This is a genomic window from Micromonospora chaiyaphumensis, assembly GCF_900091435.1.
Classification (GTDB): domain Bacteria; phylum Actinomycetota; class Actinomycetes; order Mycobacteriales; family Micromonosporaceae; genus Micromonospora; species Micromonospora chaiyaphumensis.
Genome location: NZ_FMCS01000008.1, coordinates 323,573 through 350,184, shown reverse-complemented (window position 1 = coordinate 350,184; position 26,612 = coordinate 323,573). Strand labels below are relative to the sequence as shown.

At 73.2% G+C, this 26,612-nt stretch carries 28 protein-coding genes; 14 read left to right on the top strand and 14 right to left on the bottom strand.

The features are described 5' to 3' along the window. The 3 genes from GA0070214_RS22720 to GA0070214_RS22710 all read right to left on the bottom strand — a co-directional run. Positions 1 to 407 (bottom strand): hypothetical protein (locus GA0070214_RS22720; RefSeq protein WP_091267591.1); only part of this gene is annotated, 407 nt, incomplete at its 3' end. A gap of 635 nt (positions 408 to 1,042) precedes the next feature. Continuing rightward, entirely contained in the window at positions 1,043 to 1,726 is a 684-nt protein-coding gene (locus GA0070214_RS22715) for a response regulator transcription factor (RefSeq protein WP_091267588.1), read from the bottom strand. Positions 1,727 to 1,749: 23 nt separating this feature from the next. Beyond that, entirely contained in the window at positions 1,750 to 3,042 is a 1,293-nt protein-coding gene (locus GA0070214_RS22710; RefSeq protein ID WP_208602865.1) for a sensor histidine kinase, read from the bottom strand. Positions 3,043 to 3,253: 211 nt separating this feature from the next. On the opposite strand from GA0070214_RS22710, the gene phoU reads away from it, so the two are divergent. Next, positions 3,254 to 3,907, top strand: a complete 654-nt coding sequence (gene phoU / locus GA0070214_RS22705) for a phosphate signaling complex protein PhoU (protein ID WP_091267585.1) — start codon at positions 3,254 to 3,256, stop codon at positions 3,905 to 3,907. Positions 3,908 to 3,959: 52 nt separating this feature from the next. On the opposite strand, the gene GA0070214_RS22700 is transcribed toward phoU, so the two are convergent. Next, positions 3,960 to 4,727, bottom strand: a complete 768-nt coding sequence (locus GA0070214_RS22700; protein WP_091267578.1) for a phosphoglyceromutase — start codon at positions 4,725 to 4,727, stop codon at positions 3,960 to 3,962. A 151-nt stretch (positions 4,728 to 4,878) separates the two neighbouring features. Between GA0070214_RS22700 and GA0070214_RS22695 the strand changes: the two genes are divergently transcribed. Beyond that, complete coding sequence (locus GA0070214_RS22695) at positions 4,879 to 6,204, top strand: MDR family MFS transporter (protein ID WP_091267574.1); 1,326 nt, start codon at positions 4,879 to 4,881, stop codon at positions 6,202 to 6,204. 104 nt (positions 6,205 to 6,308) lie between these two features. Further along, a complete protein-coding gene (locus GA0070214_RS22690; RefSeq protein WP_091267569.1) occupies positions 6,309 to 7,562 on the top strand; it encodes an MFS transporter in 1,254 nt (417 codons plus the stop codon). Positions 7,563 to 7,969: 407 nt separating this feature from the next. Here the strand turns inward: GA0070214_RS22690 and GA0070214_RS22685 are convergent, their stop codons facing one another. The 3 genes from GA0070214_RS22685 to mshA all read right to left on the bottom strand — a co-directional run bounded on the left by GA0070214_RS22685 (position 7,970) and on the right by mshA (position 10,960). Further along, entirely contained in the window at positions 7,970 to 8,830 is an 861-nt protein-coding gene (locus GA0070214_RS22685) for a hypothetical protein (protein WP_341845083.1), read from the bottom strand. A 186-nt stretch (positions 8,831 to 9,016) separates the two neighbouring features. Further along, positions 9,017 to 9,550, bottom strand: a complete 534-nt coding sequence (locus GA0070214_RS22680; RefSeq protein WP_091267563.1) for a type III secretion system chaperone family protein — start codon at positions 9,548 to 9,550, stop codon at positions 9,017 to 9,019. Between the two features lie 48 nt (positions 9,551 to 9,598). Beyond that, on the bottom strand, positions 9,599 to 10,960 hold the full coding sequence (mshA, locus tag GA0070214_RS22675) for a D-inositol-3-phosphate glycosyltransferase (RefSeq protein ID WP_091267560.1): 1,362 nt from the start codon (positions 10,958 to 10,960) through the stop codon (positions 9,599 to 9,601). A 171-nt stretch (positions 10,961 to 11,131) separates the two neighbouring features. Here mshA and GA0070214_RS22670 point away from each other — a divergent pair, with 171 nt between their 5' ends. Both GA0070214_RS22670 and GA0070214_RS22665 read left to right on the top strand, forming a co-directional pair. Then, positions 11,132 to 11,893, top strand: coding sequence for an SDR family NAD(P)-dependent oxidoreductase (locus GA0070214_RS22670; protein WP_091267557.1), 762 nt, complete (start codon positions 11,132 to 11,134; stop codon positions 11,891 to 11,893). Positions 11,894 to 11,954: 61 nt separating this feature from the next. Next, positions 11,955 to 12,752, top strand: coding sequence for a class I SAM-dependent methyltransferase (locus GA0070214_RS22665; protein WP_091267554.1), 798 nt, complete (start codon positions 11,955 to 11,957; stop codon positions 12,750 to 12,752). On the opposite strand, the gene GA0070214_RS22660 is transcribed toward GA0070214_RS22665, so the two are convergent. Continuing rightward, a complete protein-coding gene (locus tag GA0070214_RS22660; RefSeq protein WP_244167809.1) occupies positions 12,736 to 13,770 on the bottom strand; it encodes a UDP-N-acetylmuramate dehydrogenase in 1,035 nt (344 codons plus the stop codon). The genes GA0070214_RS22665 and GA0070214_RS22660 overlap by 17 nt on opposite strands. Before the next feature lie 127 nt (positions 13,771 to 13,897). On the opposite strand from GA0070214_RS22660, the gene GA0070214_RS22655 reads away from it, so the two are divergent. The 7 genes from GA0070214_RS22655 to GA0070214_RS22625 all read left to right on the top strand — a co-directional run bounded on the left by GA0070214_RS22655 (position 13,898) and on the right by GA0070214_RS22625 (position 20,595). Next, complete coding sequence (locus GA0070214_RS22655) at positions 13,898 to 14,653, top strand: maleylpyruvate isomerase family mycothiol-dependent enzyme (protein ID WP_091267549.1); 756 nt, start codon at positions 13,898 to 13,900, stop codon at positions 14,651 to 14,653. 209 nt (positions 14,654 to 14,862) lie between these two features. Then, complete coding sequence (locus GA0070214_RS22650; protein ID WP_091267547.1) at positions 14,863 to 16,173, top strand: ABC transporter substrate-binding protein; 1,311 nt, start codon at positions 14,863 to 14,865, stop codon at positions 16,171 to 16,173. A gap of 70 nt (positions 16,174 to 16,243) precedes the next feature. Then, positions 16,244 to 17,233: a carbohydrate ABC transporter permease gene (locus tag GA0070214_RS22645; RefSeq protein WP_091267546.1), complete on the top strand. Its 990-nt coding sequence runs from the start codon at positions 16,244 to 16,246 to the stop codon at positions 17,231 to 17,233. After that, on the top strand, positions 17,230 to 18,063 hold the full coding sequence (locus GA0070214_RS22640; RefSeq protein WP_091267544.1) for a carbohydrate ABC transporter permease: 834 nt from the start codon (positions 17,230 to 17,232) through the stop codon (positions 18,061 to 18,063). The genes GA0070214_RS22645 and GA0070214_RS22640 overlap by 4 nt, the downstream gene beginning before the upstream one ends. A gap of 73 nt (positions 18,064 to 18,136) precedes the next feature. Next, positions 18,137 to 19,144, top strand: coding sequence for a LacI family DNA-binding transcriptional regulator (locus tag GA0070214_RS22635; protein WP_091267676.1), 1,008 nt, complete (start codon positions 18,137 to 18,139; stop codon positions 19,142 to 19,144). A 67-nt stretch (positions 19,145 to 19,211) separates the two neighbouring features. Next, positions 19,212 to 19,619 carry a RidA family protein gene (locus GA0070214_RS22630; protein ID WP_377463218.1) on the top strand — a complete coding sequence of 136 codons (408 nt, stop codon included), beginning with the start codon at positions 19,212 to 19,214 and terminating at the stop codon, positions 19,617 to 19,619. Between the two features lie 70 nt (positions 19,620 to 19,689). Next, a complete protein-coding gene (locus tag GA0070214_RS22625; protein ID WP_091267539.1) occupies positions 19,690 to 20,595 on the top strand; it encodes a GNAT family N-acetyltransferase in 906 nt (301 codons plus the stop codon). A 10-nt stretch (positions 20,596 to 20,605) separates the two neighbouring features. Here the strand turns inward: GA0070214_RS22625 and GA0070214_RS22620 are convergent, their stop codons facing one another. Next, positions 20,606 to 21,118, bottom strand: coding sequence for an O-acetyl-ADP-ribose deacetylase (locus tag GA0070214_RS22620; protein WP_091267536.1), 513 nt, complete (start codon positions 21,116 to 21,118; stop codon positions 20,606 to 20,608). 1 nt (position 21,119) lies between these two features. Then, complete coding sequence (locus GA0070214_RS22615; protein ID WP_377463206.1) at positions 21,120 to 21,971, bottom strand: EI24 domain-containing protein; 852 nt, start codon at positions 21,969 to 21,971, stop codon at positions 21,120 to 21,122. Here GA0070214_RS22615 and GA0070214_RS22610 point away from each other — a divergent pair. Beyond that, positions 21,952 to 22,965 (top strand): helix-turn-helix transcriptional regulator, encoded by a 1,014-nt coding sequence (locus tag GA0070214_RS22610; RefSeq protein WP_091267531.1) that lies wholly within the window; start codon positions 21,952 to 21,954, stop codon positions 22,963 to 22,965. The two genes, GA0070214_RS22615 and GA0070214_RS22610, sit on opposite strands and share 20 nt — an antisense overlap. On the opposite strand, the gene GA0070214_RS22605 is transcribed toward GA0070214_RS22610, so the two are convergent. Continuing rightward, positions 22,956 to 23,870 carry an SDR family oxidoreductase gene (locus tag GA0070214_RS22605; RefSeq protein ID WP_091267528.1) on the bottom strand — a complete coding sequence of 305 codons (915 nt, stop codon included), beginning with the start codon at positions 23,868 to 23,870 and terminating at the stop codon, positions 22,956 to 22,958. The genes GA0070214_RS22610 and GA0070214_RS22605 overlap by 10 nt on opposite strands. 76 nt (positions 23,871 to 23,946) lie before the next feature. Here GA0070214_RS22605 and GA0070214_RS22600 point away from each other — a divergent pair, with 76 nt between their 5' ends. After that, positions 23,947 to 24,618, top strand: a complete 672-nt coding sequence (locus tag GA0070214_RS22600; protein ID WP_091267673.1) for a nucleotidyltransferase domain-containing protein — start codon at positions 23,947 to 23,949, stop codon at positions 24,616 to 24,618. Between the two features lie 9 nt (positions 24,619 to 24,627). On the opposite strand, the gene GA0070214_RS22595 is transcribed toward GA0070214_RS22600, so the two are convergent. The 3 genes from GA0070214_RS22595 to GA0070214_RS22585 are packed head-to-tail and all read right to left on the bottom strand — an operon-like array spanning position 24,628 to position 26,581. Then, on the bottom strand, positions 24,628 to 25,365 hold the full coding sequence (locus GA0070214_RS22595; protein ID WP_091267525.1) for an alanyl-tRNA editing protein: 738 nt from the start codon (positions 25,363 to 25,365) through the stop codon (positions 24,628 to 24,630). A gap of 11 nt (positions 25,366 to 25,376) precedes the next feature. After that, positions 25,377 to 26,264, bottom strand: coding sequence for an alpha/beta fold hydrolase (locus GA0070214_RS22590; RefSeq protein ID WP_091267522.1), 888 nt, complete (start codon positions 26,262 to 26,264; stop codon positions 25,377 to 25,379). Then, positions 26,261 to 26,581, bottom strand: coding sequence for a DUF2516 family protein (locus GA0070214_RS22585; RefSeq protein ID WP_091267519.1), 321 nt, complete (start codon positions 26,579 to 26,581; stop codon positions 26,261 to 26,263). Before GA0070214_RS22585 ends, GA0070214_RS22590 begins: the two co-directional genes overlap by 4 nt. Positions 26,582 to 26,612 lie beyond the last annotated feature (31 nt).

Below are 26,612 nucleotides of genomic sequence, written 5' to 3'. Positions count from 1 at the left end.
TTCAGGAATGCAAGCGTCGAGTACTCGGGGTCGGTGATCTGCTCCGGCGTGCCCCAACCCGAGCTCGGGCGCTGCTGGAACAGGCCCAGCGAGTCGTGGTCGTTGGCGTCGCCGAGGTGGCCGAGGTTCTCCAGCTTCGACTCCTGCAGGCTCGTGGCGATCGAGATGACCGCGGCCCGCTCCGGCAGACCGGCCTTCTTCGTCGCGGCGATGATCGCCTTGGCGTTCGCGGTCTGCTCACCGTTCAGGTCGATCTTCGACTGGGCGCCCTGCACCGTCGCGACCGCGACCGGCTTGCCCTCGACCGGGCGGGCGTCGGCGTGAGCGGCGACCGGACCGGCGAACACGCCACCGGTGAAGGCCAGACCAGCAATACCCAGCACGCTCTTGCGCAGCATCGAGTTCATGAGAAAGCTCCTCGGGGGTTGGCGCACACGCCGATGGGGGTCGGCCGTGCGCAAGCACCACGTCAGGCGCTCAAACAAAGTCTTGGGGGACCATCCGGCGCGCGGGGCTGAGGCCTCTTCGTCGCGCCGGGACCATGTACAACGACCGGCCGCCCACCATCATTCCGGGTCCGGCACACCCACCTTGATTGGCGGGGCGGATCCCGGAGGGGCCGGTCACCCCGCTGGGCGGGGCGCCTTCCTCGGTCGTGCACCGGGTACAACGACCCCCGCCCGCCCGCCATTCCGCCGCCCGGGTGCCGCCCGTCACCCGCGCGAAACGGACACGCCACCCAGGCCGGAACGGTCGGTGGAACGGTATGGAGGTGTCCGGGCGCCCGAGACATCCGTAACGTTCCACTCAGTCGGCAAGGCCGGGCGGGAACCGGACATTCGACCCAGTCCGCCGCCGGGCCGAGGGCTGGTGCGCATGGTCGGCTGGTTGGGCGCCGGTAGCCGGGCGAAGCCCGGTGGAGTCGGCGGTCTGCGTACCCCGGGGGTTGCCGGACGGGCCACGGCCGGGAGTTCTGGCGAAGGCCGCAGCCCCGGCGAGGCAGCGACCCCGAGGCGGCGAGGCGGATGTCAGCCGGGGCCTGTCACGGCTCGAACTTGTAGCCCAGGCCGCGGACCGTGACGATGTAGCGCGGGGCGGACGGCTCCGGCTCGACCTTGGAGCGCAGCCGCTTGACGTGCACGTCCAGCGTCTTGGTGTCGCCCACGTAGTCGGCGCCCCAGACCCGGTCGATCAGCTGCCCGCGGGTGAGCACCCGGCCGGCGTTGCGCAGCAGCAGTTCCAGCAGCTCGAACTCCTTGAGCGGCAGCTGCACGGCGGCGCCGTCGACGGTCACCACGTGCCGCTCGATGTCCATGCGGACCGGGCCGGCGGCCAGGGTCGGCGCACCCGACTCGGCGGCGTCGGCGCTTTGCCGCCGCAGCACGGCCCGGATCCGGGCGACCAGCTCGCGGGGCGAGTACGGCTTGGTGACGTAGTCGTCGGCCCCGATCTCCAGCCCGACGACCTTGTCGATCTCACTGTCCCGAGCGGTGACCATGATGATCGGCACGTGGGACCGCTGCCGGAGCTGGCGGCAGACCTCGGTGCCCGACATCTCCGGCAGCATCAGGTCGAGCAGCACGATGTCGGCGCCGGTCCGGTCGAACTCGGTGAGGGCCGAAGTGCCCGTCGCGGCGACGGAGACCTCGAAACCCTCCTTGCGGAGCATGTAGGACAGGGCGTCGGAGAACGATTCCTCGTCCTCCACCACCAGTACGCGGCTCAACGGGGTGTTTCCTTTCCTGTCGGTCAGACCTGCCGGAGCTCGGCCGGGCCGGCCTCGATCCCAGCGGAGGAGAGTGTCGCCTCCAGGTCGTCCGGGGGGCGGGCGGGCAGCCGGAGGGTGAACGTCGACCCCCCACCAAGAGTGCTCGACACATCCACCCGGCCGCCATGGTTGCTGGCGATGTGTTTGACGATGGCCAGGCCCAGGCCGGTGCCCCCGGTGGACCGGGAGCGGGCCTGGTCGGCCCGGTAGAACCGCTCGAAGATCCGGTCGACCTCGTTCGGGGCGATGCCGATGCCCTGGTCGGCGACGGCGATCTCGACGTGCTCGTCGGTGGCCCGCGCGGTCACCCGGACCGTCGTGTCCTCGGCCGAGTAGTTGATCGCGTTCTCCACCAGGTTCGCCACCGCGGTGGCGAGCTGGCTGTCACTACCGTACGCCGTGAGCCCGCGCGCTCCGTCGACGACGATCTCCACGTGCCGGGCGGTGGCCGCCGTGCGGGTCCGGTCGATCACCTCGGCGATCACCCAGTCCAGGGAGACGGGCTCCGGGGCGGGCTGCGGCTCGGCGCCCTGGAGCCGGGTCAGCTCCAGCAACTCCTGCACCAGCCGGCCGAGCCGGGTCGACTCGTGCTGGATCCGCTCGGCGAACCGCCGGGCGGCCACCATGTCCTCGGACAGCTCGGCCGGGCCCTCGCCGGCCGGCTCGGTGGCGTCCACCAGCGCCTCGGCGAGCAGTTGGAGGGCGCCGATCGGGGTCTTCAGCTCGTGGCTCACGTTGGCCACGAAGTCCCGCCGCACCCGGGCCAGCCGGTGCGACTCGGTGACGTCGGCCGCCTCGATCGAGATGTAGCCGGCGCCCAGGCCCATGGCGCGCAGGTGCACGCCGAGCGGGTTGTCGCCCGCGCTGTCGCGACCGCGGGGCAGGTCCAGCTCGATCTCGCGCCGCACGCCCGTGCGGCGGACCTGCCCGGCGAGGGTACGGATCAAGGGGTGCGCGGCCATGGAGCCGGGTGTCGCTCCGGTGCGGAGCAGGCCCATCGCCCGGGCGGCCGGGTTCACCAGCACCGGTACGTCGTCCGGGTCGAGCACCACCACGCCGGCGCGCAGCGCGTCGACCGTCTTGCGGCCGAGCCCGGAGAGCCCGCCCTGCTGGTCGTCGGGAATCGCGGGCCTCCCTGAACTGCGGCGGGAGGCCGGGCCTCCCGGCGACACCGACCGGCGCCGCCACTGCTGGACGGGTCCGGACAGCAGCAGGCCGGCGACCAGTCCGGTCGCCAGTGCCACGGCCACCACGACCGCCACCGCCCATTCCACCTGGCGATCGTAGGGTCATTGTTAACCCGGCGATCGGGCACAACGGGACGAACCACTCTCACTTCCGGGAATGTTCACCCACGGGCCCCGCGTCGTTCACCCGCGTTCATCTTGACGCCGGTTCCCCGGGCCTACCGTGGGTCGCGCACCTGCTCACGCCGTATCCCGGCCGTCCGGTCGGGCCGGCGAACACCGACCCCAGGAAGTGACGATGCGCGACGAGTTCCGGGCCGACCTGCAGATTGTCAGCCAGCTGCTGGTGGACATGGCCGAGGGGGTGCGGGCGGCCATGCGACAGGCCACGAAGGGCCTGCTCACCGCGGACCGCGCCGCGTCCGAGACGGTGATCGCGCGGGACGCCGAGATCGACGACCTGTACCGGCACGTCGAGGAGCGGGTCTGCGACCTGCTGGCCCGGCAGGCGCCGGTCGCCTCCGACCTGCGCGCCATGATCACCGCCCTGCACGTGGCCGCCGACCTGGAGCGGATGGGCGATCTGGCCGACCACGTCGCCAAGACGGCGCTGCGCCGGCACCCGTCGCCCGCGGTGCCGGCCGAGCTGCGTTCGGTCTTCACCGACATGGCCGCCATCGCCGACCGGATGGCCGAGAAGATCGCCTCGGTGCTGGCGAAGCCCGACGCCGACCTCGCCGCCGAGCTGGACCGCGACGACGACACCATGGACGACCTACACAAGAGCCTCTTCGGCGTGCTGCTCGGCGACGACTGGCCGTACGGGGTGGAGACCGCCATCGACGCGACCCTGCTGGGCCGCTTCTACGAGCGCTTCGCCGACCACGCGGTGAACGCCGGCGAGCACGTGGTCTACCTGATCACCGGCGAGACCGCGCCGTCGGCGAGCTGAGCCGGACACGCCGAAGGCCCCCGGTCACCCGGGGGCCTTCGGCGTCGGTGCGTCAGCGGCCCTGGTTGGCGACCGCGGCGGCGGCCTCCTTCGCCGCCTCCGGGTCCAGGTAGGTCCCGCCGAGGACCTGCGGGCGCAGGTTGGCGTCCAGGTCGTAGCGCAGCGGGATGCCGGTGGGGATGTTCAGCTTGGCGATCGCCTCGTCGGAGATCTCGTCGAGGTGCTTCACCAGGGCGCGCAGCGAGTTGCCGTGCGCCGCCACCAGCACCGTCCGGCCGGCCAGGATGTCCGGCACGATCGAGTCGTACCAGTAGGGCAGCATCCGCTCGACGACGTCCTTGAGGCACTCCGTGCGCGGCATCAGCTCGGTCGGCAGCAGCGCGTAGCGGGGGTCGCCGACCTGCGACCACTCGTCCGCGTCGTCGATCGGCGGCGGCGGCGTGTCGTAGGACCGGCGCCAGAGCATGAACTGCTCCTCGCCGTACTCGTCGAGGGTCTGCTTCTTGTTCTTGCCCTGCAGGGCGCCGTAGTGCCGCTCGTTGAGCCGCCACGACCGGCGCACCGCGATCCAGTGCCGGTCGGCGGCGTTCAGCGCCAGCTCGGCCGTGCGGATCGCGCGGCGCAGCACGCTCGTGTGCACCACGTCGGGCAGCAGGTTGTGCTCACGGAGCAGCTCACCGCCGCGCCGCGCCTCGGTCTCGCCCTTGGCGGTCAGGTCGACGTCGACCCAGCCGGTGAAGAGGTTCTTGGCGTTCCAGTCGCTCTCGCCGTGCCGCAGCAGGACCAGCGTCCCGACCGTGGGCCCTTCGCTCGCAGTCATGCGGATCATCCTGCCGTACGTGGCCGGCGGACACGCGGGGACCGGTCGTGACGACCACCACGTGGAAAAGCTGATGACCGGCGTTCCCGGGCACGACTAGGTTGTAAGGCGCTGCAGATAGGTCGGTCATTACCAAACGGGGGGCGCGGGGATGCGGACGGTGCGGGGCTGGTTCCGGGACACCACAGGCGGGCTGCCGCGGACCTTCTGGTACCTCTGGACCGGCACCCTGATCAACCGGCTCGGTTCGTTCGTCCTGGTCTTCCTGGCCATCTACCTCACGCAGGAGCGCGACTTCTCCGCCTCGCAGGCCGGCCTGGTCATCGGGCTCTGGGGCGTCGGGGGCGCGGTCGGCACCACGATCGGTGGCACCCTGACCGACCGGTGGGGACGCCGGCCCACCCTGCTCACCGCGCACCTCGGCGCGGCCACCATGATGGTCGCGCTCGGCCTGGCCCGGCCCCTCTGGGCGGTGGCGCTGGGGGCGCTGCTGCTCGGTACCTTCGCCGAGGCCGCCCGGCCCGCGTTCGGCGCCATGATGGTCGACGTGGTGCCGGAGAAGGACCGGCTGCGCGCCTTCTCGCTGAACTACTGGGCCATCAACCTGGGCTTCGCCTGCGCCGCCGTGCTGGCCGGCGTCGCCGCCCAGGCCGGCTACCTGCTGCTCTTCCTGGTCGACGCGGCCACCACGCTGGTCACCGCACTGATCATCTTCACCCGGGTCGGCGAGACCCGCTCGGCGCATGCCGGCCCGGTGAGCAAGGGCGCGGCGGCCCCCGCGGGCGCCCTGCGGACCATCCTCACCGACCGGGTCTTCCTGGGCTTCGTGGCGCTCAACCTGTTCGGCGCGCTGGTCTTCCTCCAGCACATCTCGATGCTGCCGATCGCCATGGGCGACTCCGGGCTGAGCCCGGCCACCTACGGCTCGGTGATCGCGCTCAACGGGGTGCTCATCGTGGTCGGCCAACTCTTCGTGCCCAAGCTGATCAAGGGCCGCAGCCGCTCGCACGTGCTCGCGCTCGCCGCGCTCGTGACGGGCGTCGGGTTCGGGCTGACCGCGTTCGCCGACACCGCCTGGCTCTACGGCCTGACGGTGCTGATCTGGACGGTCGGCGAGATGCTCAACTCGCCGTCCAACGCCACCCTCATCGCCGAACTGTCCCCCGCCGCGCTCCGCGGCCGCTACCAGGGCGCCTTCTCGCTCTCCTGGCAGCTCGCCGGTGCCACGGCGCCGGTCCTGGGCGGCCTGGTCCGGGAACACTCCGGCAACACCGCGTTGTGGCTCGGCTGCGCCGCGATCGGCGCCGTGATGGCGGTGGCCCACCTGGTCTCCGGCCCGGCCCGGGAGCGCCGCGCGGCCCGGCTCCGCACCGCGGGCACCACGGTCGAGCCGGTCACCGTGGTCCGGACCCCGGTGCCGGAGGCGGCCGAGGCCGCGGCCACGGCACCCGCCGAACCGGTCCGCGCCGGCTCCTGACGTACGCCTTCCGGCGGGGTGACCAGCGCCACCAGGAAAACGCCGGGGCGGGCCACTACCGTCAGCAGGGGCGGATCGGTTAACAAACTTTCCCAGGAGGACGGGTGCGCGGCCTGCGGCGCTGGTGGGACGACACGGCCGGCGGGCTCCCCGCCACCTTCTGGTACCTCTGGTCCGGCCTGCTCATCAACCGGGCCGGCGCGTTCGCCATGCTCTTCCTGTCGCTCTACTTGACCGCCGCCCGGGGCGCCTCGGCGTCGCTCGCCGGCCTGGTGGTCGGGGCGTACGGGGCCGGCGGCGCGGCCGGCACGCTGCTCGGCGGGGTGCTGGCCGACCGGTGGGGCCGGCGGTCCACCCTGCTGGCCGCCCACCTGGCCGCGGCCGGGCTGATGGTGGCACTGGCGTTCAGTGAGCACCTCGCGGTGATCGCCGTGCTGGCCGCGCTGGTCGGGGTGGTGCACTCGATGCCCAGCCCGGCGTTCGTCGCCGCCATCGTGGACGTGGTGCCCGAGGCCCGCCGCTCCCGCGCGTTCAACCTCCAGTTCTGGGCGTTCAACCTGGGCATGGCGGTGGCCTCGCTGCTGGCCGGCGTGCTCGCCGAGGCGAGCTTCCTGGCGCTGTTCCTGGTCGACGCCGCAGCCACCCTGGCGGCGGCCGTGGTCATCGCGCTGAAGGTCCCGGAGACCCTGACCCGCCGCCCGGTCACCCTGCGTGCGGTGGCGGGCCGGCGGCCCGGGCTGCACACCGCGCTGACCGACCGCACCTTCCTGACCTTCGTGGGGCTGACGTTCCTGCTGGCCGTGCTCACCATGCAGACCTCGACGATCATGCCGCTGGCGATGCGCGACGACGGCCTGCGGCCCACGGCGTACGGGATCGTGGTGGCCCTCGGCGGCGCGCTGATCGTGGCCGGGCAACTGTTCGTGCCCCGGCTCATCGAGCCCTACCGGAAGTCGGCCGTGCTGGCGGTCTCCACCGGGCTCATGGCGCTCGGCTTCGGGGCGCTGACCGTCGCCGACGGCCTGCCGCTCTATCTGGGCGCAGCCGTGGTGTGGACGGTCGGGCAGATGCTCGCCGCACCGCCGAACGCGCAGATCAACGCGGACCTCGCCCCACCCGAGCTGCGCGCCCGCTACCAGTCGGTGTTCTACCTGACCTTCCCGGCCGCGTCCTTCGTGGCGCCGGCGCTGGGCGGCCTCAGCCTCCAGCATCTCGGCGAGCGGCACTGGCTGGTGGTCGGTGGTCTGGGCCTGGTTGCGGCGGCCGGTCACGTGCTGGCCGGGCCGCCCCGGGAGCGCCGGGTCGCCGCGCTGCGGGCCGCGGCCGAGCGGGCGGCCACGGTGCCGGCGGGGCGCTGAACGGCCAGGGATGTCCGGCGGGGCCGAACGGCCCCGGAAACGGCTCGAGCGCCCACCACGACCCCCGTCGTGATGGGCGCTCGCACCGTACGCCCGGCGGCGGCGGGCGACCCTCACCCCCGTAAGCGTCGCCCGCTCGCGCCGCCGGTTCCTCGGGTGGCACCGTCCCCCAACGGTGGGATCCACCCGATCCCTCGCGCCTCGCTTGCGCGGATCTGCTCGATCCGCCGCTCCCCCGAACGATTACAAGCGTGGCGCGGTGCAATAAAGTTAGTTCGCCCGGATTCCGGATTCAACCTCGATTGCTGTCTTACCCGTCACAGCACCCGTGTCGGAAATCCGGCTGTCCCTGCTCCGGTCTCTTCCCTGGCCAACAAGCGAATCCCCGCCGGCCATTCCCCTAAACCTCAGCCGTCCTCGCGATTCGGGTTCTCGGTGCGGAAGAAGTTGCTCTGCCGCCCGTCCCGCATCTGCTCCTGGTAGATCAGGTTGAGGCCGCGCAGGTCGAAGGTCCGGAACCAGTCGTCCCAGGTCACCTCGCGGATCCGGCTGCTCTCCCGGTATCCGGGGATGTTGAAGGTCAGCACCCCGGGGCGGTCGCCACGCTCGGTGCCGGCGATGGTGGCCGGCTTGGCGCCACGAGCGCGGGCCCAGCGCTGGATGACCTCGTGATTGGTCGTCACCAGGCTGCGCCCCGGACGCTCGGGACGATCGTCGAGCGACATGATCTGCTGGGACGAACTCACCGACCGGGACGCCGACCCGCCGCTCCGGACCCGGGTGGCCGTCGCGGCCGTACCCCGGGCCAGGGCCGGCCCCGGAGCGGCGGCCGCCTTCTTCGCCGGCGCCGCCTTCGCCCGGACGGTCGTGGTCTTCTTCGCCGGCGCCGCCCTGGCGGCCGCGGCCTTCTTGGCGGGCGCCGCCTTGGCCCGGGTGCCCGCCGCCTTCTTCGCGGGCGCCGCCTTGGCCCGGGTGCCCGCCGCCTTCTTCGTCGGGGCCGCCTTCGCCCGGGCGCCGGTGGCCTTCGCGGACGGCGCCGCCTTGGCCCGCGACGGCGCGGTCCGGCGCGCCGCGGTCGTCTTCTTCGCCGCGGCCGTCTTCTTCGTGGCCGACGGCCGGCCGGCCGGGCCGGTGCTCTTCCGGGCCGCACCACCCTGCTCGGACCGCAGCTTCCGGACCAGGGTCTTCACCAGGTCCGGCTTGCGCATGGCGGAGAGCCCGGAGACCCCGCGCCGGCGCAGCTGGCCCCGGATGTCGTCGACCTTCATCCGGGATATCGCGGATTCGGAAATGCCCGGCGTGTTCGCCGTCTGGTTACCGGGCTGGCGTTTGGTCCTCGTCGCAGTCGTGCCGCGACTTGAGCTGTTGCGCTGAGCCATGGGACACGCTCCTCGACAGTCCGTCCTCGGCACGCGGTGGGCCCAAGTGCCGCACCGCGCGGTGCGGCATACCCGTCAGGACGGGTCCGAACCTCCGGCGGCCGACCCGGCCGGGGCGGAGGGCTCGAAGAGGTGGGCGAACGCGGCCAGATTGGCCGTCGACTCGCCCCGCTTGACCCGCCACTCCCACTCCCGGCGGATGGCGGTGCCGAAGCCGATCTCCAGCATGCTGTCGAAGGACTCGTCGGCGTAGGTCAGCACGGCCCCGAGCAGGCGGTCCAGTTCGTCCTCGTCCACCCCGGCCAGGTTGACCCGCCCGGTCAGGTAGACGTCGCCGACGGCGTCGATGGAGAAGGACACCCCGTACATCCGGGCGTTGCGCTGGAGCAGCCAGGCCCACAGCTCCTCACGGCGCTCGTCGGGCTGGCGCATCACGAACGCCTCGACCCGCAGGGCGTGCTCGCCGACGATCAGGTTGCAGATCGTCTTGAGCTTGTGGGTGCCCGGCAGGGTGACCGCGTACGACGTCTCGCCGGTGGACTCCCACTCCAGCTCGCGATCGGCGCAGACGGCCTCGATCAGCGCGGCGACCTCACTCCTGCGGCTCATCGCACCCACTCTACGGCCGCTCTGCGGAGGCCGCCGGGCCGGCGACGCTCACCAGGAGCAGGTGAGCGCGGGGTCACCGAGCCGGCCGGCCAGCCGGACCCGGTGCTCGGCGATCGCCTCGCCGTAGATGGCGAGCAGGCCGGAGACGGTGCGGTGCCAGGAGAAGTCGCGGGCGTGCCGCTGGGCGCCCCGGCCCAGGGCGGCCCGGCGCAGCCGGTCGGGCAGCAGGCGGGCCAGCGTACGGGCCCAGTCGACCGGGTCGTGGCCGTCGATGAGCACCCCGCTGACGCCGTCCCGGACGGCGGTGACCAGCCCGCCCACGGCGGCGGCCAGCACCGGGGTGCCGCACGCCTGCGCCTCCAGCGCGACCAGCCCGAACGACTCGTTGTGCGAGGGCACCGCCACCAGGTCGGCCGCCCGGTACAGGGCGGGCAGGTCGTCGCCGGTCTGCGGCGGCAGGAACCGCACCCGGTCGGCGACGCCGAGCGAGCCGGCCAGCTCCATGAGGGCGGTGGGGCGGTCCAGCCCCGTGCCGCTCGGGCCGCCGCAGATCACCACGGTCACCTCGTCGGCGAGCGCGGGCTCCCGCTCGCGCAGCGCGGCGACCGCCCGGATGAGCACGTCCGGGGCCTTGAGCGGCTGGATCCGGCCGACGAAGGCCACCACGTAGCCGCGGGCCGGCAGGCCGAGGCGGCGGCGGGCCGCCAGCACGGCGGCGTACCGGTCGCCGCGGGCCGGGCGGAACCGGTCCAGGTCCACGCCGGGCTCCACCACGGCCACCCGGGCCGGCTCGGCGTCGTACCGGTCGATCAGGTCACGGGCCTCGGCCCGCGTGTTGGCGACCAGCCGGTCGGACTCGGCGACCACCTGCTCCTCGCCGATGACGCGCGCCTTGGGCTCGGGCCGGTCGCCGAAGGCGAGCTGGGCGTTCTTGACCTTCGCCAGGGTGTGCGCGGTGTGCACCAGCGGCACGCCCCAGCGCTCCTTGGCCAGCCAGCCCACCTGACCGGAGAGCCAGTAGTGCGAGTGGATCAAGTCGTAGTGGCCCGGCGGGCGGGCCGCCTCGGCGCGGAGCACCCCGGCCGTGAAGGCGCAGAGCTGGCCGGGCAGCTCCTCCTTGGTCAGCCCTTCCAGGGGGCCGGCGGTGACGTGCCGGACGCTCACCCCGGGCGCCATCTCGACCACCGGCGGCAGGTCGCCGGAGGTGGCCCGGGTGAAGATCTCCACCTCGACGTCGGCCTCGGCCAGCCGCCGGGCGACCTCCAGGATGTAGACGTTCATGCCGCCGGCGTCGCCCGTCCCGGGCTGGTGCAGCGGCGAGGTGTGTACGGAGAGGGTGGCGATCCGGCGCGGCCGCGGCCACGGCAGGGCACCTCGCTGACGACCGACACCGGTGTGCAACTCCGCCACGTCCGCTCCCTCTGTCACGGTTGATGCCGTCCCGCACGACCGGCGCTTCTCGGTCAACCTCCGCGCCGGATGTCATCTTCCCCATCGGGCTTCGGAAATGCGTCCCGGCGGGTCCCGGGCGTGACGGACCTCATCACCGCGCGGAGCGGGGCGGCGGGTGAGAATGACCGGATGACCTCAGTCGCCATCGTCACCGGGGCGTCCAGCGGGATCGGCGCGGCCACCGCCCGCCGGCTGGCCGCCGAGGGTTTCCACGTGCTCGCCGCCGCGCGGCGTACCGACCGGCTGGCCGGCCTGGTCGCCGAGATCGAGGCGGCCGGCGGCGCGGCCACGGCCGTGGAGTGCGACGTCACCTCCGACGCATCGGTCGCCGGGCTGGCCGCCGCGGCCGCCGCCGCGCCCGGCCCGGTCACCCTGCTGGTCAACAACGCCGGCGGTGCGCGCGGCCTGGATCCGGTGGAGTCCGCCGACGTCGGCGACTGGCAGTGGATGTACGACGTCAACGTGCTCGGCACGCTCCGGGTCACCAAGGCGCTGCTGCCGGCGCTGGAGTCCTCCGGCGCCGGCACCGTCGTCATCGTGAGCTCGACCGCCGGGCACGTCGTCTACGAGGGCGGTGGCGGCTACACGGCGGCCAAGCACGCGCAGACCGCCATGGCCGGCACCCTCCGGCTGGAGTTGTGCGGCCGGCCGGTCCGGGTGATCGAGATCGACCCGGGCATGGTCAAGACCGAGGAGTTCGGTCTGGTCCGGTTCGGCGGCGACACCGACCGGGCCGCGGCGGTCTACGCCGGGGTGGCCGAGCCGCTGGTCGCCGAGGACGTGGCCGACTGCGTCGCCTGGTGCGCCACCCGCCCGCACCACGTCAACATCGACCAGCTCGTGGTCCGGCCGCTGGCCCAGGCCGCCCAGCACAAGGTGCACCGGGCCTAGTGTGAAGCGCGAGGAGTGAGCCGATCTTGCGAGCCCCGCAGTCGCGAACGGGAGGGCTCTGATGGCCCGGCCGCTCGGGGTCGTCACCCGGGGCACGACGAATCCGAACCGGCTCCGCCGAGTGGACAACTGGATCGCCGCGACCTGTGGTGACGCCCTGCGCGCCGCCGCCGACCCGCTCGTGGTCGACCTCGGCTACGGCGCCACCCCGGTGACCGCCGTCGAGCTGCGGGCCCGGCTCGCGGCCGCGGTCCGCGCCGACGTCCGGGTCGTCGGGCTGGAGATCGATCCGGTACGCGTGGCCACCGCCCAACCGGCCGCCGACCCGCCCGCGCTCACCTTCGCCCGGGGCGGCTTCGAGCTGGCCGGGCTGCGCCCTGCCCTGGTCCGCGCGTTCAACGTCCTGCGGCAGTACGACGAGGGCGAGGTGGCCGGCGCCTGGCGCACGATCACCGACCGGCTCGCCCCGGGCGGGCTGCTGGTCGAGGGCACCTGCGACGAGCTGGGGCGGCTCGGCGCCTGGGTGCTGCTCGACGCGACCGGCCCGCGCACGCTGACCCTCGCCGCGAAGCTCACCACCCTGGCGAGCCCGGCCCAGCTCGCCGAGCGGCTGCCCAAGGCGCTCATCCACCGCAACGTCCCCGGCGAACCGATCCATGACCTGATCCGGGCGCTGGAGAGCGCCTGGCAGTCCACCGCCGGCTACGCCCCCTTCGGCCCCCGCGACCGCTGGACGAGAACGATCGCCGCGGTAAAGGCAGCCGGCTGGCCCGTCCAGAACCGGCCCCGCCGCTGGCGCCTGGGCGAACTGACCCTCCCCTGGCCCGCTGTCGCGCCCGGGGTCAGATCGCGCAGTTGATCAGGACGGGTTCGGGGTGGAGGGTTACGCCGAAGGCGGTTTCCACGCCGGTGCGGATGTCCCGGGCCAGGGCCAGCAGGGCTGCCGTGCTTGCGCTGCCGGTCTGGTTCGTGAGGGCCAGGGTGTGCTTCGTGGAGATCGCCACGCCCTCGGGGCCGGTGTGGCCCTTGCCGAAGCCGGCCTTGTCGATCAGCCAGGCGGCGCTCACCTTCACCCGGTCACCCGGGCAGGGCCAGGACGGCGGCTCACCCAGGTCGGCGGCGCGCTCCCGCAGCAGCTCGTACGCCTCCGGCTCCAGCACCGGGTTGGTGAAGAACGAGCCCACCGACCAGGTGTCCGGGTCCTGCGCGTCGAGCACCATGCCCTTGCCGGCGCGCAGCCGCCGCACGGTGGCCCGGGCCTCCGCCAGCGGCACCCGGTCGCCCACCTCGACGCCGAGCGCCCGGGCCAGCTCGGCGTAGCGCACCGGGCCGGAGAGCGGGGAGCGGGTGAGCCGGAAGTCGACCGAGAGCACCACCCAGCGGTCGCTGTACTTGAAGATGCTGCCCCGGTAGGCGAAGCCGCAGTCGGCCGCCGCGATCCGGACGACGGTTCCCTCGGTCCGGTCGTACGCCTCCACCGCGGTGATCGTCTCGGACACCTCCTGGCCGTACGCGCCGACGTTCTGGATCGGCGTGGCACCGGCCGAGCCGGGGATGCCGGAGAGGCACTCCAGCCCCGACCACCCCCGCTCGACCGTGGCGGCGACCAGGTCGTCCCACGGCTCGCCGGCCTCGACACGTACGGTGACGGTCTCGGCGTCCTCGGCGACCACCTGGAAGCCCCGTGATCGGATGAGCACGACGGTGCCGGGGAAGCCCTGGTCGCCGATCACCACGTTGCTGCCCCCGGCCAGCAGCAGGACGGCCTGCTCCCGGGCCTCCGCCTCCCGGACCTTCCGGACGATCTCGTCGGCGCTGCTGGCGATCTCCAGCCGCCCGGCGGGGCCGCCGAGGCGCAGCGTGGTGTAGCGCGCCAGGGTGGCCGGGTCGATCGGGTCGGCTCCGGTCGTCGGTTCGGCGTAGACGTCTGACACGCCTCTCACCCTAGGCTGAGGGGTAGCCGCGGCACCCACTGGTGGCCCGGTCACCCCCGGGAGGATTGCGATGAGCAGACTGCACGGCACGAAGGACTTCTGGATCGGCGCGTTGCGGACGGAGGGTCCCGCCTTCGCCGCCGCCGTTGCCGAGGCGCCTCCCGAGACACCGGTGCTGTCCTGTCCCGGCTGGACGGTCTCCGACCTCGCCCACCACCTCACCCGGACGTACGTCTGGATCCGGACGGTGCTGACCGCCGGGACGGCCAGCCGCCCGGAGCGGCACGACCCGGAACCGCCGGCCGGCCTGACCCCGGCCCAGTGGTACGGCCAGGAGTACGAGCGGCTCATGGCGCTCTTCGAGACGCTGGACCCGGAGGCCCCGGCGTGGAACTTCGCCCCGCAGCCGAAGAAGGCGGCCTTCTGGCCGCGCCGGGCGGCGCACGAGACCGCGGTGCACCGGTGGGACGCCCAGCTCGCCATCGGCGCGGGTGAGCCGATCGAGGCCAAGCTGGCCGCCGACGGGGTGAGCGAGGTGCTGGACACCTGGCTGCCGGCGGGCCGGCGGATCCAGCCCGGCCAGTGGCACGGGGTGGTCCAGCTGACCGCCACCGACGCCGCCCAGGAGTGGTACCTGCGGCTGCGCGGCGAGGGCATCGCCCTGCTGGACACCGCGACGATCCTCGACCACGACGAGCACCGCGCCCGGGCGCAGGTCACCGGCACCGCGAGCGACCTGCTGCTGGCCGTGATGGGGCGAATCAGCTTCGATGCCCTGGGGGTGGCCGGCGACCGTCGCCTGCTCGACGGGCTGCGGGTGGGCTGACCCTCGGGCTGACCCCGCCGGGGGGTCGTGCGGACATCGGGCGGAGAGCGGCGTTTCCCACCGGAGCGTCACTCTCCGCCCTTTTCCGGACGTCGTGAGAGCGCTCTCTTGACAGGTCACGTGACAGCCACCACCCTGTCGTGAGAGCGCTCTCTCAGTACCGGAACCGCCCGCCACCACCCGATACAGCCAGAGGGGTCAGATAAGAGATGGTCACCTTCACGCGCCGCCGCCTGGCCGCGGTGGCCCTGGTCGCCACCGCCGCACTGCTGGGCGCCACCGCCTGCGGGGGCGGTGACGACGAGGCCGCCGCCGGTGGCCCGGTCACGCTCACCGTCGATGTCTTCGGCCAGTTCGGCTACGAGGAGCTCTACAAGGAGTACATGGCCAGCCACCCCGACGTGAAGATCGTCGAGCGGGGCACCGGCAGCAACCTCGACGAGTACTCACCGAAGCTCACCCAGTGGCTCGCCGCGGGCAAGGGCGCGGGCGACATCGTCGCCATCGAGGAGGGCCTGCTGGTCGAGTACAAGGCCAACCCGCAGAACTTCGTCAACCTGCTCGACCACGGGGCCGCCGACCTGAAGGGCAACTTCCTGGACTGGAAGTGGAACCAGGGGCTCACCGCCGACGGCAAGCAGCTCATCGGCCTCGGCACCGACGTCGGCGGCATGGCCATGTGCTACCGCAAGGACCTGTTCGCCAAGGCGGGGCTGCCCACCGACCGCGAGGCCGTCTCGAAGCTCTGGCCCACCTGGGCGGACTACATCAGGGTGGGCGAGCAGTTCAAGGCGAAGAACACGGGCGCCTCGTTCCTCGACGCGGCGACCAACACGTTCAACACCATCCTGCTCCAGACCGCCGGCAACACCAGCGGCTACAGCTACTACGACACGAGCGACAAGCTGGTCGTCGACAGCAACCCGGCGGTGCGGCAGGCGTACGACACGACGATGGACATCATCGACTCCGGCCTGTCCGGCCGGTACGGGTCGTGGTCGGAGGAGTGGGTCTCGGCGTTCAAGCAGTCGAAGTTCGCGACCATCGCCTGCCCGGCCTGGATGACCGGCGTCATCGAGGGCAATGCCGGCGCGGGCGCCAAGGGCAGGTGGGACATCGCCCAGGTGCCCGGCAACGGCGGCAACTGGGGCGGCTCCTTCCTGGCGGTGCCGAAGCAGGGCAAGCACCAGGCCGAGGCCATCGAGCTGGCGAAGTTCCTGACCAGCGCCAAGGGGCAGATCGGCGCGTTCAAGGCCAAGGGCCCGCTGCCCTCGTCCCCGCAGGCGCTCGCGGACCCGGCGATCGTCGACTCGACCAACGCGTACTTCTCGGCGGCCCCGGTCGGAAAGATCTTCGCCGAGGGTGCCAAGGGCCTGAAGCCCGTCTACATGGGCCCGAAGAACCAGGCCGTGCGCACCGAGGTGGAGAACGCCGTCCGCACGGTGGAGCTGGGCAAGCGCAGCCCCGAGCAGGGCTGGACCGACGCGGTCGAGAACGCGAAGAAGGCCGCTGCCAAGTAACCCGAGCCAGGCGTGCGGGCGGTTCCCGGTCGACGGGTGCCGCCCGCACGGCGGAAAGGAGTCCCGGGCCATGGCAGTCCAGCTCGACGCCCGCCCGCCGGTCGCACCGGCGCCCGGCACCACCCGCCCCTCCCGGGGCGCCCGGCTCAGCCGGTTCGACACGCGCTACTCGCCCTACCTCTACATCGCCCCGTTCTTCCTGCTCTTCGGGGTCTTCGGGATCTACCCGCTGGCCTACACCTTCTGGGTCTCGCTGCACGACTGGGACCTGCTCGGCGCCGAGCACCCGTTCGTCGGGTTCGACAACTACAGCCAGTTGCTGGCCGACCCCGACTTCTGGCACTCGGTGGTCAACACCCTCGGCATCTTCGTCATCGCCACGATTCCGCAGCTGCTCCTCGCACTCTGGCTGGCCAACCTGCTCAACCGGCAGCTCCGCGCCCGGACCACCTGGCGGATGGCGGTGCTGATCCCGAACGTCACCTCGACCGCCGCGGTGGCCATCGTCTTCGCCGTGCTCTTCGGCCGCGACTTCGGCATGATCAACTGGCTGCTCGACCACGTCGGCGTCGACGCCGTCGACTGGAAGGCCAACCGGCTCGCCTCCTGGGTGGCCATCTCGACGATGGTCGACTGGCGGTGGACCGGCTACAACGCGCTCATCTTCCTGGCCGCCATGCAGGCCATCCCGCGCGACCTCTACGAGTCCGCCGCGATCGACGGCGCGGGCCGGGCCCGGCAGTTCTGGTCGATCACGGTTCCGCTGCTCAAGCCGACGATCATCTTCGCGGTCATCATCTCCACCATCGGCGGGCTCCAGCTCTTCACCGAGCCCCGGCTGTTCAACTCGGGCACCAACGCGATCCGCGGCGGGCCGCTGCGCGAGTCGCAGACGGTGACCATGTACATGTTCGAGAACGCCTTCGCGCCGCACTACAACTTCGGCTACGGCTCGGCGATCGCCTGGCTGCTCTTCGCGCTCATCGCGGTGGTCGCGGCCGTCAACGTCCTGCTCCTCCGCCGGCTGGGCGGCGGCGCGCGCAAGGAGGAACCCCGATGACCCGCCTCTGGTCGGCCGGCCGGCTCACCTACCTGGCGCTGGCCGTCACGGCCCTGATGTCGATCTTCCCGATCTACTGGATGTTCGTGGTGGCCAGCCGCACGAGCGACGCCATGGGGCAGGTCCCGCCCCCGGTCACCCCGGGCGGCAACCTCGGCGCCAACATCGCCCGGCTGTTCGCCAACACCGACGCGTACTTCCTCACCGGTCTGATCAACTCGGCGATCGTGGCCGGCACGGTCACCGTCTCGGTGGTCTTCTTCTCCACCCTGGCCGGGTTCGCCTTCGCCAAGCTGCGCTTCCGCGGGCGCAACGCGCTGCTGCTGGTCATCGTGGCCACCATGATGGTGCCGACCCAGCTCGGCGTGATCCCGCTGTACCTGCTCATGACGAAGCTGAACTGGAACGACCGGCTGCCGGCGGTCATCGTGCCGGCGCTGGTCACCGGGTTCGGCGTGTTCATGATGCGCCAGTACGCCGGCCAGGCCGTGAGCACCGAACTGATCGAGGCCGCCCGGATGGACGGCTGCAACACCGCGCGGATCTACTGGAACGTGGTGCTGCCCGCGCTGCGCCCGGCCGCCGCCGTGCTCGGCCTGCTCACCTTCATGACCACCTGGAACGACTTCCTGTGGCCGTACGCGGTGCTCAACGACCCGGAGAACCCGACCGTGCAGCTGTCGCTGCGGGCCCTGTCCGACGGCTACTACCAGGACATGTCGCAGGTGTTCACCGGGACGGCGATCGCCACCCTGCCCCTGCTGCTGGTGTTCGTGGCGTTCGGCCGCCAGATCATCGGCGGGATCATGGAGGGCGCCGTGAAGGCGTGACGGAGTGGCCGTGCGGCCGATCTGCGGTCATCTCGTATGGTCGTTGCTGGACAACGAGGTGGTGGTGACGGGGATGACGACGGCGCAGCGGCCGACCCTGGAGGCGGTGGCCAGACTGGCCGGGGTCTCCCGGGCGACGGTCTCCCGGGTGGTCAACGGCTCCACCACCGTCGCCGAGCCGATCCAGCAGGCGGTCCGCCGGGCGGTCGAGGAACTGGGGTACGTCCCGAACCTGGCCGCCCGCAGCCTGGTCACCCAGCGCACCGACTCGATCGCGCTGGTCCTGCCCGAGGCGGCCACCCGGGTCTTCTCCGACGACCAGGTCTTTCCGGGCATCATCCGGGGCGCGGCCCAGGAGCTGGAGGCGGCCGACAAGCAGCTCGTGCTGATGCTGGCCGGCTCGCCGGCCGGGCACGAGCGGGTCGAGCGCTACACCACCGGGCGGCACGTCGACGGCGTGCTGTTCGCCTCCCTGCACGGCGAGGACCCGCTCCCCGGGCGGCTGGCCCGGCTGGGCATCCCGGTGGTGTGCAGCGGCCGGCCGCTGGACGGCGCCGAGGTGCCGTATGTCGACGTCGACCACGTCGGCGGGGTGGCCGAGGCGGTCCGCCACCTGATCACGAACGGTCGGCGGCGGATCGCCACCATCGCCGGGCCGCAGGACATGGTCGCCGGCATCGAGCGGCTCATCGGCTACCGGGAGACGGTCGCCGCGGCCGGCCTGCCGGAGCTGATCGCGTACGGCGACTTCACCCGGGAGTCCGGCACGGCGGCCATGCGGCAACTGCTCGCCGCCGACCCGGACCTGGACGCGGTGTTCGCGGCGTCCGACCTGATGGCGCACGCCGCACTGCGCACCCTGCGGGAGGCCGGCCGGCGGGTGCCGGACGACGTCGCGGTGATCGGGTTCGACGACATCGAGACGGCGGCGTACACCGAGCCGCCGCTGACCACCGTGAAGCAGCCCATAGTGGAGCTCGGTCGGGCCATGACCCGGCAGCTGCTCCGGATCGCCGCGGGTGAGCAGGTCGAGCTGGCCCTGCTGCTGCCCACCGAACTCGTCGTCCGTGACTCGGCCTGAGCGGAACGGCACCGCTTAACCCGTCGCGGCGCCGGCAGCCCGGCGCTACGGTCGCCCGGTGACCGGCATCTTGCGCCTGATCCGTGCGCCCCAGCTCTCCGACGTCGCCGAATACGCCTACGCGGCCGAGGTCACGCCGCCCGCGCGGCTGATCCTCACGGCCGGGGCCTGCCCGCTGGACGCCGAGGGGCGGACCGTCGCTCCGGGCGACCCCGCCGGCCAGGCCCGGCAGGTGATGGCCAACCTCGACACCGCGCTGGCCGCCGCCGGCGCCGGCCTCGCCGATGTCGTCAAGACCACCGTCTACGTGGCCAGCAGCGACCGCGAGGACCTCGTGACGGTCTGGGAGGTCGTCCGAGCCGGGTTCGGTGACCACGACCCGCCGAGCACGTTGCTCGGGGTGGCCGTGCTCGGCTACCCCGACCAGCTCGTCGAGGTCGAGGCGATCGCCGCGGTCCGGGCCGACGAGGGCTGATCCGTCTCCCTGGATCGCGCACCCGGTAAACCCGTCGCCGGGCGCCGGCGACAGCCCTAGGGTCGGCCGGATGACCGACCACGTGATCCGACCTGCCCGGCCCGAGGACGCCCCCGGTGTGGTGGCGCTGCGCACCGCCGTCCACCCGTACCTGGTGCGCGGCGTCGAGTCGACCCGCCGCATGATCGCCCTGCCGCCGCCCGAGGAGGACTGGGCGGCCTGGGTGGCCGAGGCGGACGGCCGGGTGGTCGGCTGGGTGTCGGCGTACCGGAACAGGCACACCTCGGCGGCCAACGTCGGTGAGGTCTCCACCCTGCACGTCCACCCGGCGTACCGGCTCCGGGGAATCGGCACGGCCCTCCTGGACGCCGCGCTCGGCCATTTGCGCCGCATCGGCGCGAAGCGGCTGCTCACCTCGTCGCAGCCCGAGTCGCTGCCGTTCGCCCGCCGGCACGGTTTCACGCCGAGCCGGGAGCTGCGCTACTCGGCGCTCGACCTCCGGCCGGCCCCGCCGATGCCCGAGCCCCCGCCCGGCGTGCGGCTCCTCAGGGCCACCGGCGTGGACCCGCGCCGGATCCACCGGGTGGACGCCGAGGCGTCGATGGACGAGCCCGGCGACGTTCCGACGGACGCGCTGGGCTACGACATCTGGCACCACGAGGTGTGGGAGAACGTCGGCCTGGACCGGGACGCCAGCACGGTGGTCGAGGTGGACGGCGCGCTGGTCGCCGTCAGCCTGGTGAAGCGGGACGGCGACCGGATGTGGTCGGACTTCACGGGTACCATCCCCGCACACCGCGGGCGTGGCCTGGCCGGGCTGGCGAAGCGGGCCGCGCTGCACCGGGCGGCGGCGGGCGGGGTACGCACCGCGTACACCTCGAACGACGAGGCGAACGCGCCGATGCTGGCAATCAACGCCCGGCTCGGCTACCGGCCGGTGGCCAGCCAGTGGTCCTGCCTGCGCGACCTCACCTGAGGCCGGCGTTTCAGCCCGCGGCGACCCGGACGGCGGTGGCGTAGGTGTCGGCGCCGAAGAGCACCAGCCGCGCCTCGACGACGTACGTCGGGGTGGCCGCGTGCAGCACGGCCAGCGCCTGGGCCACCGCGTCCTCGACGGGCCAGCCGTAGCTGCCGGCGGAGATCAGCGGGAAGGCCACCCGAGCGGCACCCAGCTCGTCGGCGATCCGGAGGCTCGTGGCGTAGCAGTCGCGCAGCAGCACCGACCGGTCCTCGCGCGGGGAGAAGACCGGCCCGACGGTGTGCACCACCCAGCGGGCCGGCAGGTGACCGCCGGTGGTGGCGACGGCCTGGCCGGTGGGCAGGCCGTCCGGATAGCGGGTCGCGCGCAGCGCCCGGCACTCCTCCAGGATGGCCGGCCCGCCCTTGCGGTGGATCGCGCCGTCCACGCCCCCGCCGCCGAGCAGGGAGGAGTTGGCCGCGTTGACGATCACGTCGACCTGCTGTGTGGTGATGTCCCCCTCGATCAGGACCGTCTCCATGTCACCCCTCCTCGACGAAAGACTGCCCCAGCGACCGGCGGGCCAGCAGGGTGGCCCCGGCCACGGCGGCCGGCATGACCAGCACCGCGCCGAGCGGGATCAGGAAGCAGAGGAAGACCGCCACCCCGAACCCCAGGGTGGTCGGCCGGTCCGCCCTGAGCAACGACCGCCGCTCCGGCAGTCGCATGCCGCGCCGGTAGAACGGCGCGCCGACCAGCTCCAGGGCGAGGAACCAGCCGCCCACCAGGGCGCCGACCACCGGGACCACCGTCTGCCCGACCACCGGGATGAAGCCGGCCACGAAGAGGGGTACGCCCACCAGCGCGGAGATGGCCACCAGGCGTAGCGAGTCGAGGATGCTGCGCCGCAGCGAGGCCCAGAACGGCACGTCGACGGCGCCGGGCGTGCCGCCGAGCCGGTCCTCCACCCGCTCGGAGATCTTCTCGTAGAACGGGTCGCCGACGGCCAGGGTGACCGCCGTGAAGGTGAGCACCCCGAGCAGGCCGGCCAGCCCGACGACGGCCAGGCCCGCCGCGAGCCGGATCAGGCTGCGCCACGTCTCCGCCCAGTCGTCCGCGAACGGGGTGACCAGCGCGGCCAGATCGTCCACGAAGTACAGCAGGGTGGCGAACAGGGCCACGAAGAGCGCGCCGGTGATCAGCGCCGGCACGATCCCGAGCAGCATGAGGCCGGGGCTGCGGACGTAGAGGCCGAGGCCGCGCAGCAGCAGGCCGGCGCCGCCGAGGAAGCGGGTGACGGCGCCGGTCACGGGCGCGGCGAGGCGGGGTGCGTCCACGATCAAGGAGCCTAGTGGCCGCGCGCACAATGGGCAGGTGCGCGCGTCCCGGCTCATCTCGTTGGTCCTGCTGCTCCAGGCGCGGGAGACGATGACCGCCGGCGAGCTGGCCCGCGAGCTGGAGGTCTCCGAGCGCACGGTCTACCGGGACGTCATGGCGCTCTCCGCAGCCGGGGTGCCGGTGTACGCCGACCGCGGCCGGGCGGGCGGCTACCGCCTGCTCGGCGGCTACCGGACCCGGCTCACCGGGCTGACCCGGGACGAGGCGGAGGCGCTCTTCCTGGCCGGCCTGCCCGGCCCGGCCGGGGAGATGGGGCTGGCCGACGCGGTGGCCGGCGCCGAGTTGAAGGTGCTCGCCGCGTTGCCGCCGAGCATGCGGGACGCGCCCGCCCGCACCGGCCAGCGGTTCCACCTGGACGTGCCGGGCTGGTTCCGGGAGTCCGACCCGCCGCCGTGGCTGGCCGAGCTGGCCCGGGCGGTCTGGCGGGACCGGCTGGTCGAGCTGCGCTACCGGCGCGGCGACCGGGAGGTGACCCGGACGGTGGCGCCGTACGGGCTGGTGCTCAAGAACGGCGTCTGGTACCTGGTCGGACGGGTCGGCGACGGCTGGCGCACGTACCGGGTGGATCGCGTGGTCGGCGTCGAGGTGGGCGCGGAGGGCTTCGCGCGGGACGAGGGCTTCGACCTCGGGGCGTACTGGCGGGAGCAGGCCGAGGCCTTCCTGCGGGACATGCTCCGGGCCGAGGTGGCCGTGCGGCTGACCCCGGCCGGGCTGCGCGCGTGGCGGCACCTCGCCGACGCCCCGTTCGTCTACGCCGAGGCGGTCGCCGCCGCCGGCCCGCCCGACGGGCAGGGCCGGGTGGTGCTCCGGCTGCCCGTCGAGTCGGTCGAGGTGGCGTACACCCAACTGCTGGCGCTGGGCCCCGAGGTGGAGGTGCTCGACCCGCCCGAGCTGCGCGCCCGCTGCGCCGCGGCGGCGCGCCGCGCGGCCGCGCTCTACGCCGACGACCCGGACGGCGACGCGGCCGCGCCGGAGGCCGGTCAGCGGTAGCCGGTGTCGTCCGCCGGCTTGCCGGGCCGGACCACCTCCTCGTAGTAGCGCGCCCAGTGCGGGCGGGTGCCGTCGAGGTCGGTGAAGCCGTACACCTGGGCCAGCCCGCCGCTGTCCACGGACGCCCCGTTCCAGCGGGCCCGGTCCGGGTCGGCGGCCAGGGCGGCGACCGCGCGCCCGACGAAGGCCGGCGTCTCCGACATCACGAAGTGCGGTTGCCCGGCCGCGGCGTCGCGCCAGGTGGCCTCGGTGACCCCGAAGCGCTCCAGCATGGCCTCCGAGCGCAGCCAGCCGGGGCTGAGCGCGATTGCGGTGCAGCCGTGCGGGGCGAGTTCGTGCGCCTGGCTGAAGGCGAGCCGGTTCACCGAGACCTTGGCCAGGTCGTAGAAGAGCGAGACCCGGTACTCGGTGTCGTTGTACTCCTTGGTGCCGTCGCCGATCTCGACCACCAGGCCGCCCGGGTTGCGGATCAGCAGGGGCAGCGCGGCGTGGCTGGTGATGATGTGGGTGTCGACGGCCAGGCGGAGCATCCGGAGGCCGGCGTCCAGCGACTGCTCCCAGACCGGCTTGTCCCAGGTGATGAGCGGGTCGCCGCCCCAGACGTCGTTGACCAGCACGTCGAGGCGGCCCTGCTCGGCGTCGATCCGCGCGACGAGGCGGCGGACCTGCTCCGGGTCGAGGTGGTCGACGGCGACGGCGATGCCGGTGCCGCCGGCCGCGGTCACCAGCTCGGCGGTCTCCTCGATGGTCTCCGGCCGGCCCATCTCGGAGCGGCGCTCCCGGGTGGAGCGGCCGGTGGCGTAGACGGTTGCCCCGGCGGCGCCGAGCTGGACGGCGATCTGCCGTCCGGCGCCCCGGGTCGCGCCGGCGACCAGCGCGATCTTCCCTGTCAGCGGTGTCGTCATGGGACCACCGTGGCACCGATACCTGACAGCGGAAGTCCGGTTTCCCGGATGATCCGGATCCGCCATCATGACCGGCATGCACCTGCTGCTCTCCGGGATCGTCGGCTCGGTCGCGTACGGGCTCGCCGGGCCGGGCTCGGACGTGGACCGGATCGGCGTCTTCGCCGCGTCCACGGTCGCCTTCCACGGCCTGCACCCGCCGCGGGAGTCCGTGGTGACGACGGATCCCGACGAGACCCTGCACGAGTGCGGGAAGTACGCCCGCCTCGCGCTCAGCGGCAACCCGACCGCCACCGAGCTCATGTGGCTGCCCGAGGAGTGCTACGAGACACGCACCGAATTCGGGGAGCGGCTCATCGGCATCCGCGCCGCCTTCCTGAGCGCACCCCGGGTCCGGGACGCCTACCTCGGCTACGCGAGCCAGCAGTTCCGCAAGCTGACCAGCCGCGATTCCTCCGTGGGTGGCCGGCGGCGGTCGGCCAAGCACGCCCGGCACCTGGCCCGGCTGCTGCACCAGGGCCGGGTGCTCTACGCGACCGGCGTGCTGGAGATCCGCCTGGCCGACCCGGAGTGGTTCCGGGCGTTCGGCGAGCGCGTGGCCGGCGGCGCGCTGGCCGAGGCGGAGGCCCTGGTGGCCGCGGCCGAGCGGGACTTCGCCCGGATCCGCACGCCGCTGCCGGAGCGCCCGGACGAGGAGACCGTGGAGCGGTGGCTGCTCGACGTCCGGGCGGCCCACCTGCCGCGCTGACCGGCGACCTCAGTCGACCAGACGCACCCGTACCCGGCGGTTGGCGCGGCCCTTGCTCTCCACCTTGACCACCTGGACCTTGCCGATCTGCGCCGTGGAGGCGACGTGCGTGCCGCCGTCGGCCTGCACGTCCAGCCCGACGATGTCGACGATCCGCACCTCCTGCTCGTCCGGCGGGATCAGGTTGGACTGGGTGCGGATGATGTCCGGCAGGGCCAGCGCCTCCGCCCGGGGCAGCACCCGGACGGCGACCGAGCGGTCGGCGGCCACCTCGGCGTTGACCAGGTCCTCGATCCGGGCCTTGAAGTCCGGCGGCACCTCGGGGAGGTTGAAGTCCATCCGGGCCTCGCCGGGTTCCATGTTGCCGCCCGTGACGAGCGCACCGAAGTCGCGGAAGACCACCCCGCAGAGCACGTGCAGGCCGGAGTGGGTACGCATCAGCATGCTCCGCCGGGTGTCCTCGACCGCGCCGCTGACGGCGGTGCCGACCGGCGGCACCGGGTCACCCTCGGCCGGGATCAGCCAGAGGTCGTCGCCCTTGCGGGTGCCCACGATCCGGGTCTGCACCCCCTGCCAGAGCAGCACTCCGTGGTCCGGCGGCTGCCCGCCGCCGCCCGGGTAGAAGGCCGACCGGTCCAGCACGATGCCCTGCTCGGGATCGGCCGCCAGCACCGTGCACTGCCACTCCCGCAGGGTCGGGTCGGCGAGGTCGAGGCGGTGGGTGCGGCCGTGGTGTGTGACGCCCATGACGGCCGACGTTACCCGTTGAGGAACGTCGAGATCCGCTCCCGCAGGTCGGCGCGTTCCGTCCAGAGCACGCCCGGCCGGTCGTACACGTGCAGGGTCGCCCGGGGAAGCGCGGCCGCCAACTGCTCGGCGACGGCCGCCGGGTGCAGGTCGTCGCCCGCGCACCCGATCACGAGGGCCGGCGCGGTGACCGCGGCGAGCACCGCGGCGTCGCGCAGCGGGGCCTGCTCGGGCAGGCTGGCCAGCCCCGGCGCGAGCCCGTCGCGGAGCAGCTGGTCGAGCCGCTGCCGCAGGTAGGCCCAGCCGGCCGGGGTGTTGCGGACCGACGGCGGCAGCTCCAGCGACACCACGTCGGCCAGCGCGGAGGCGTCCCCGTCGGCCACGGCGTCGAGCAGGTCGGTGAGCCGGGTGCGGGCCACCTCGCCGCGCGGGGTGTCCAGCACGGCCGGCAGGAAGAAGACCAGCTTCTCGAAGCGTTCCGGGCTCTCGACGAGCAGGCGGCAGAGCGCGCCGGCGCCGAGGCTGGCCCCGAAGGCCCGGGTGGCGCCGCCCAGGTCGGCGACGGCGCGGAGGTCACGGGCCAGGTCGAGGTAGCTCCACGGGCCGGGCGGCGAGTCGGAGCGGCCGTGCCCGCGGAACTGGAAGAAGAGCCGCCGGCCGGTGACGCCGCTGCCGAACGGTCGGGTGGTGGCGATGCCGTTGCCCAGCCCGTGCGCGAACACGGTGACCGGGTCACCGGTGCCGGTGACCAGCCGCTCCAGGCGTACGCCGTGCGGGGTGGTGACCAGCTCGGTCTCCGGCTCGGGCAGGGCCGGGCGGCCGGTGCGGGGCGCACCGGGACCGGGACCCCAGGTGCGGGGACCGCCGTCCGGTGGCGGTGGCCAGCGGAAACCTCTCACCAGGACCCTCGGCCGTCGTGCAGGTCGCGGAGCCCGATCCGGACGTCCAGCAGGTAGATCATCGCCGCGGCGATGCCGACCAGGCCGAAGATGCTCAGCGGGCCGAAGCCGAAGGCCGGCAGCGTCAGCACCAGGCAGACCGCGAGGATGGCGATCCACCCGCCCTTGGGCAGCGTGCCGATCGCGGGGAACGCGTCGGAGCGCTGGGTGATCGCGTGCACCAGCGCCACTCCCTCGATGACCAGGGCGAAGACGAGCAGAATCAGCTCGATCACGTAGCGGACTTCGAACGCGAACAGCGGCGCGGCAGTGGCCATGTCGGCAAGCTTATGCCGAGACCCCGGAAAC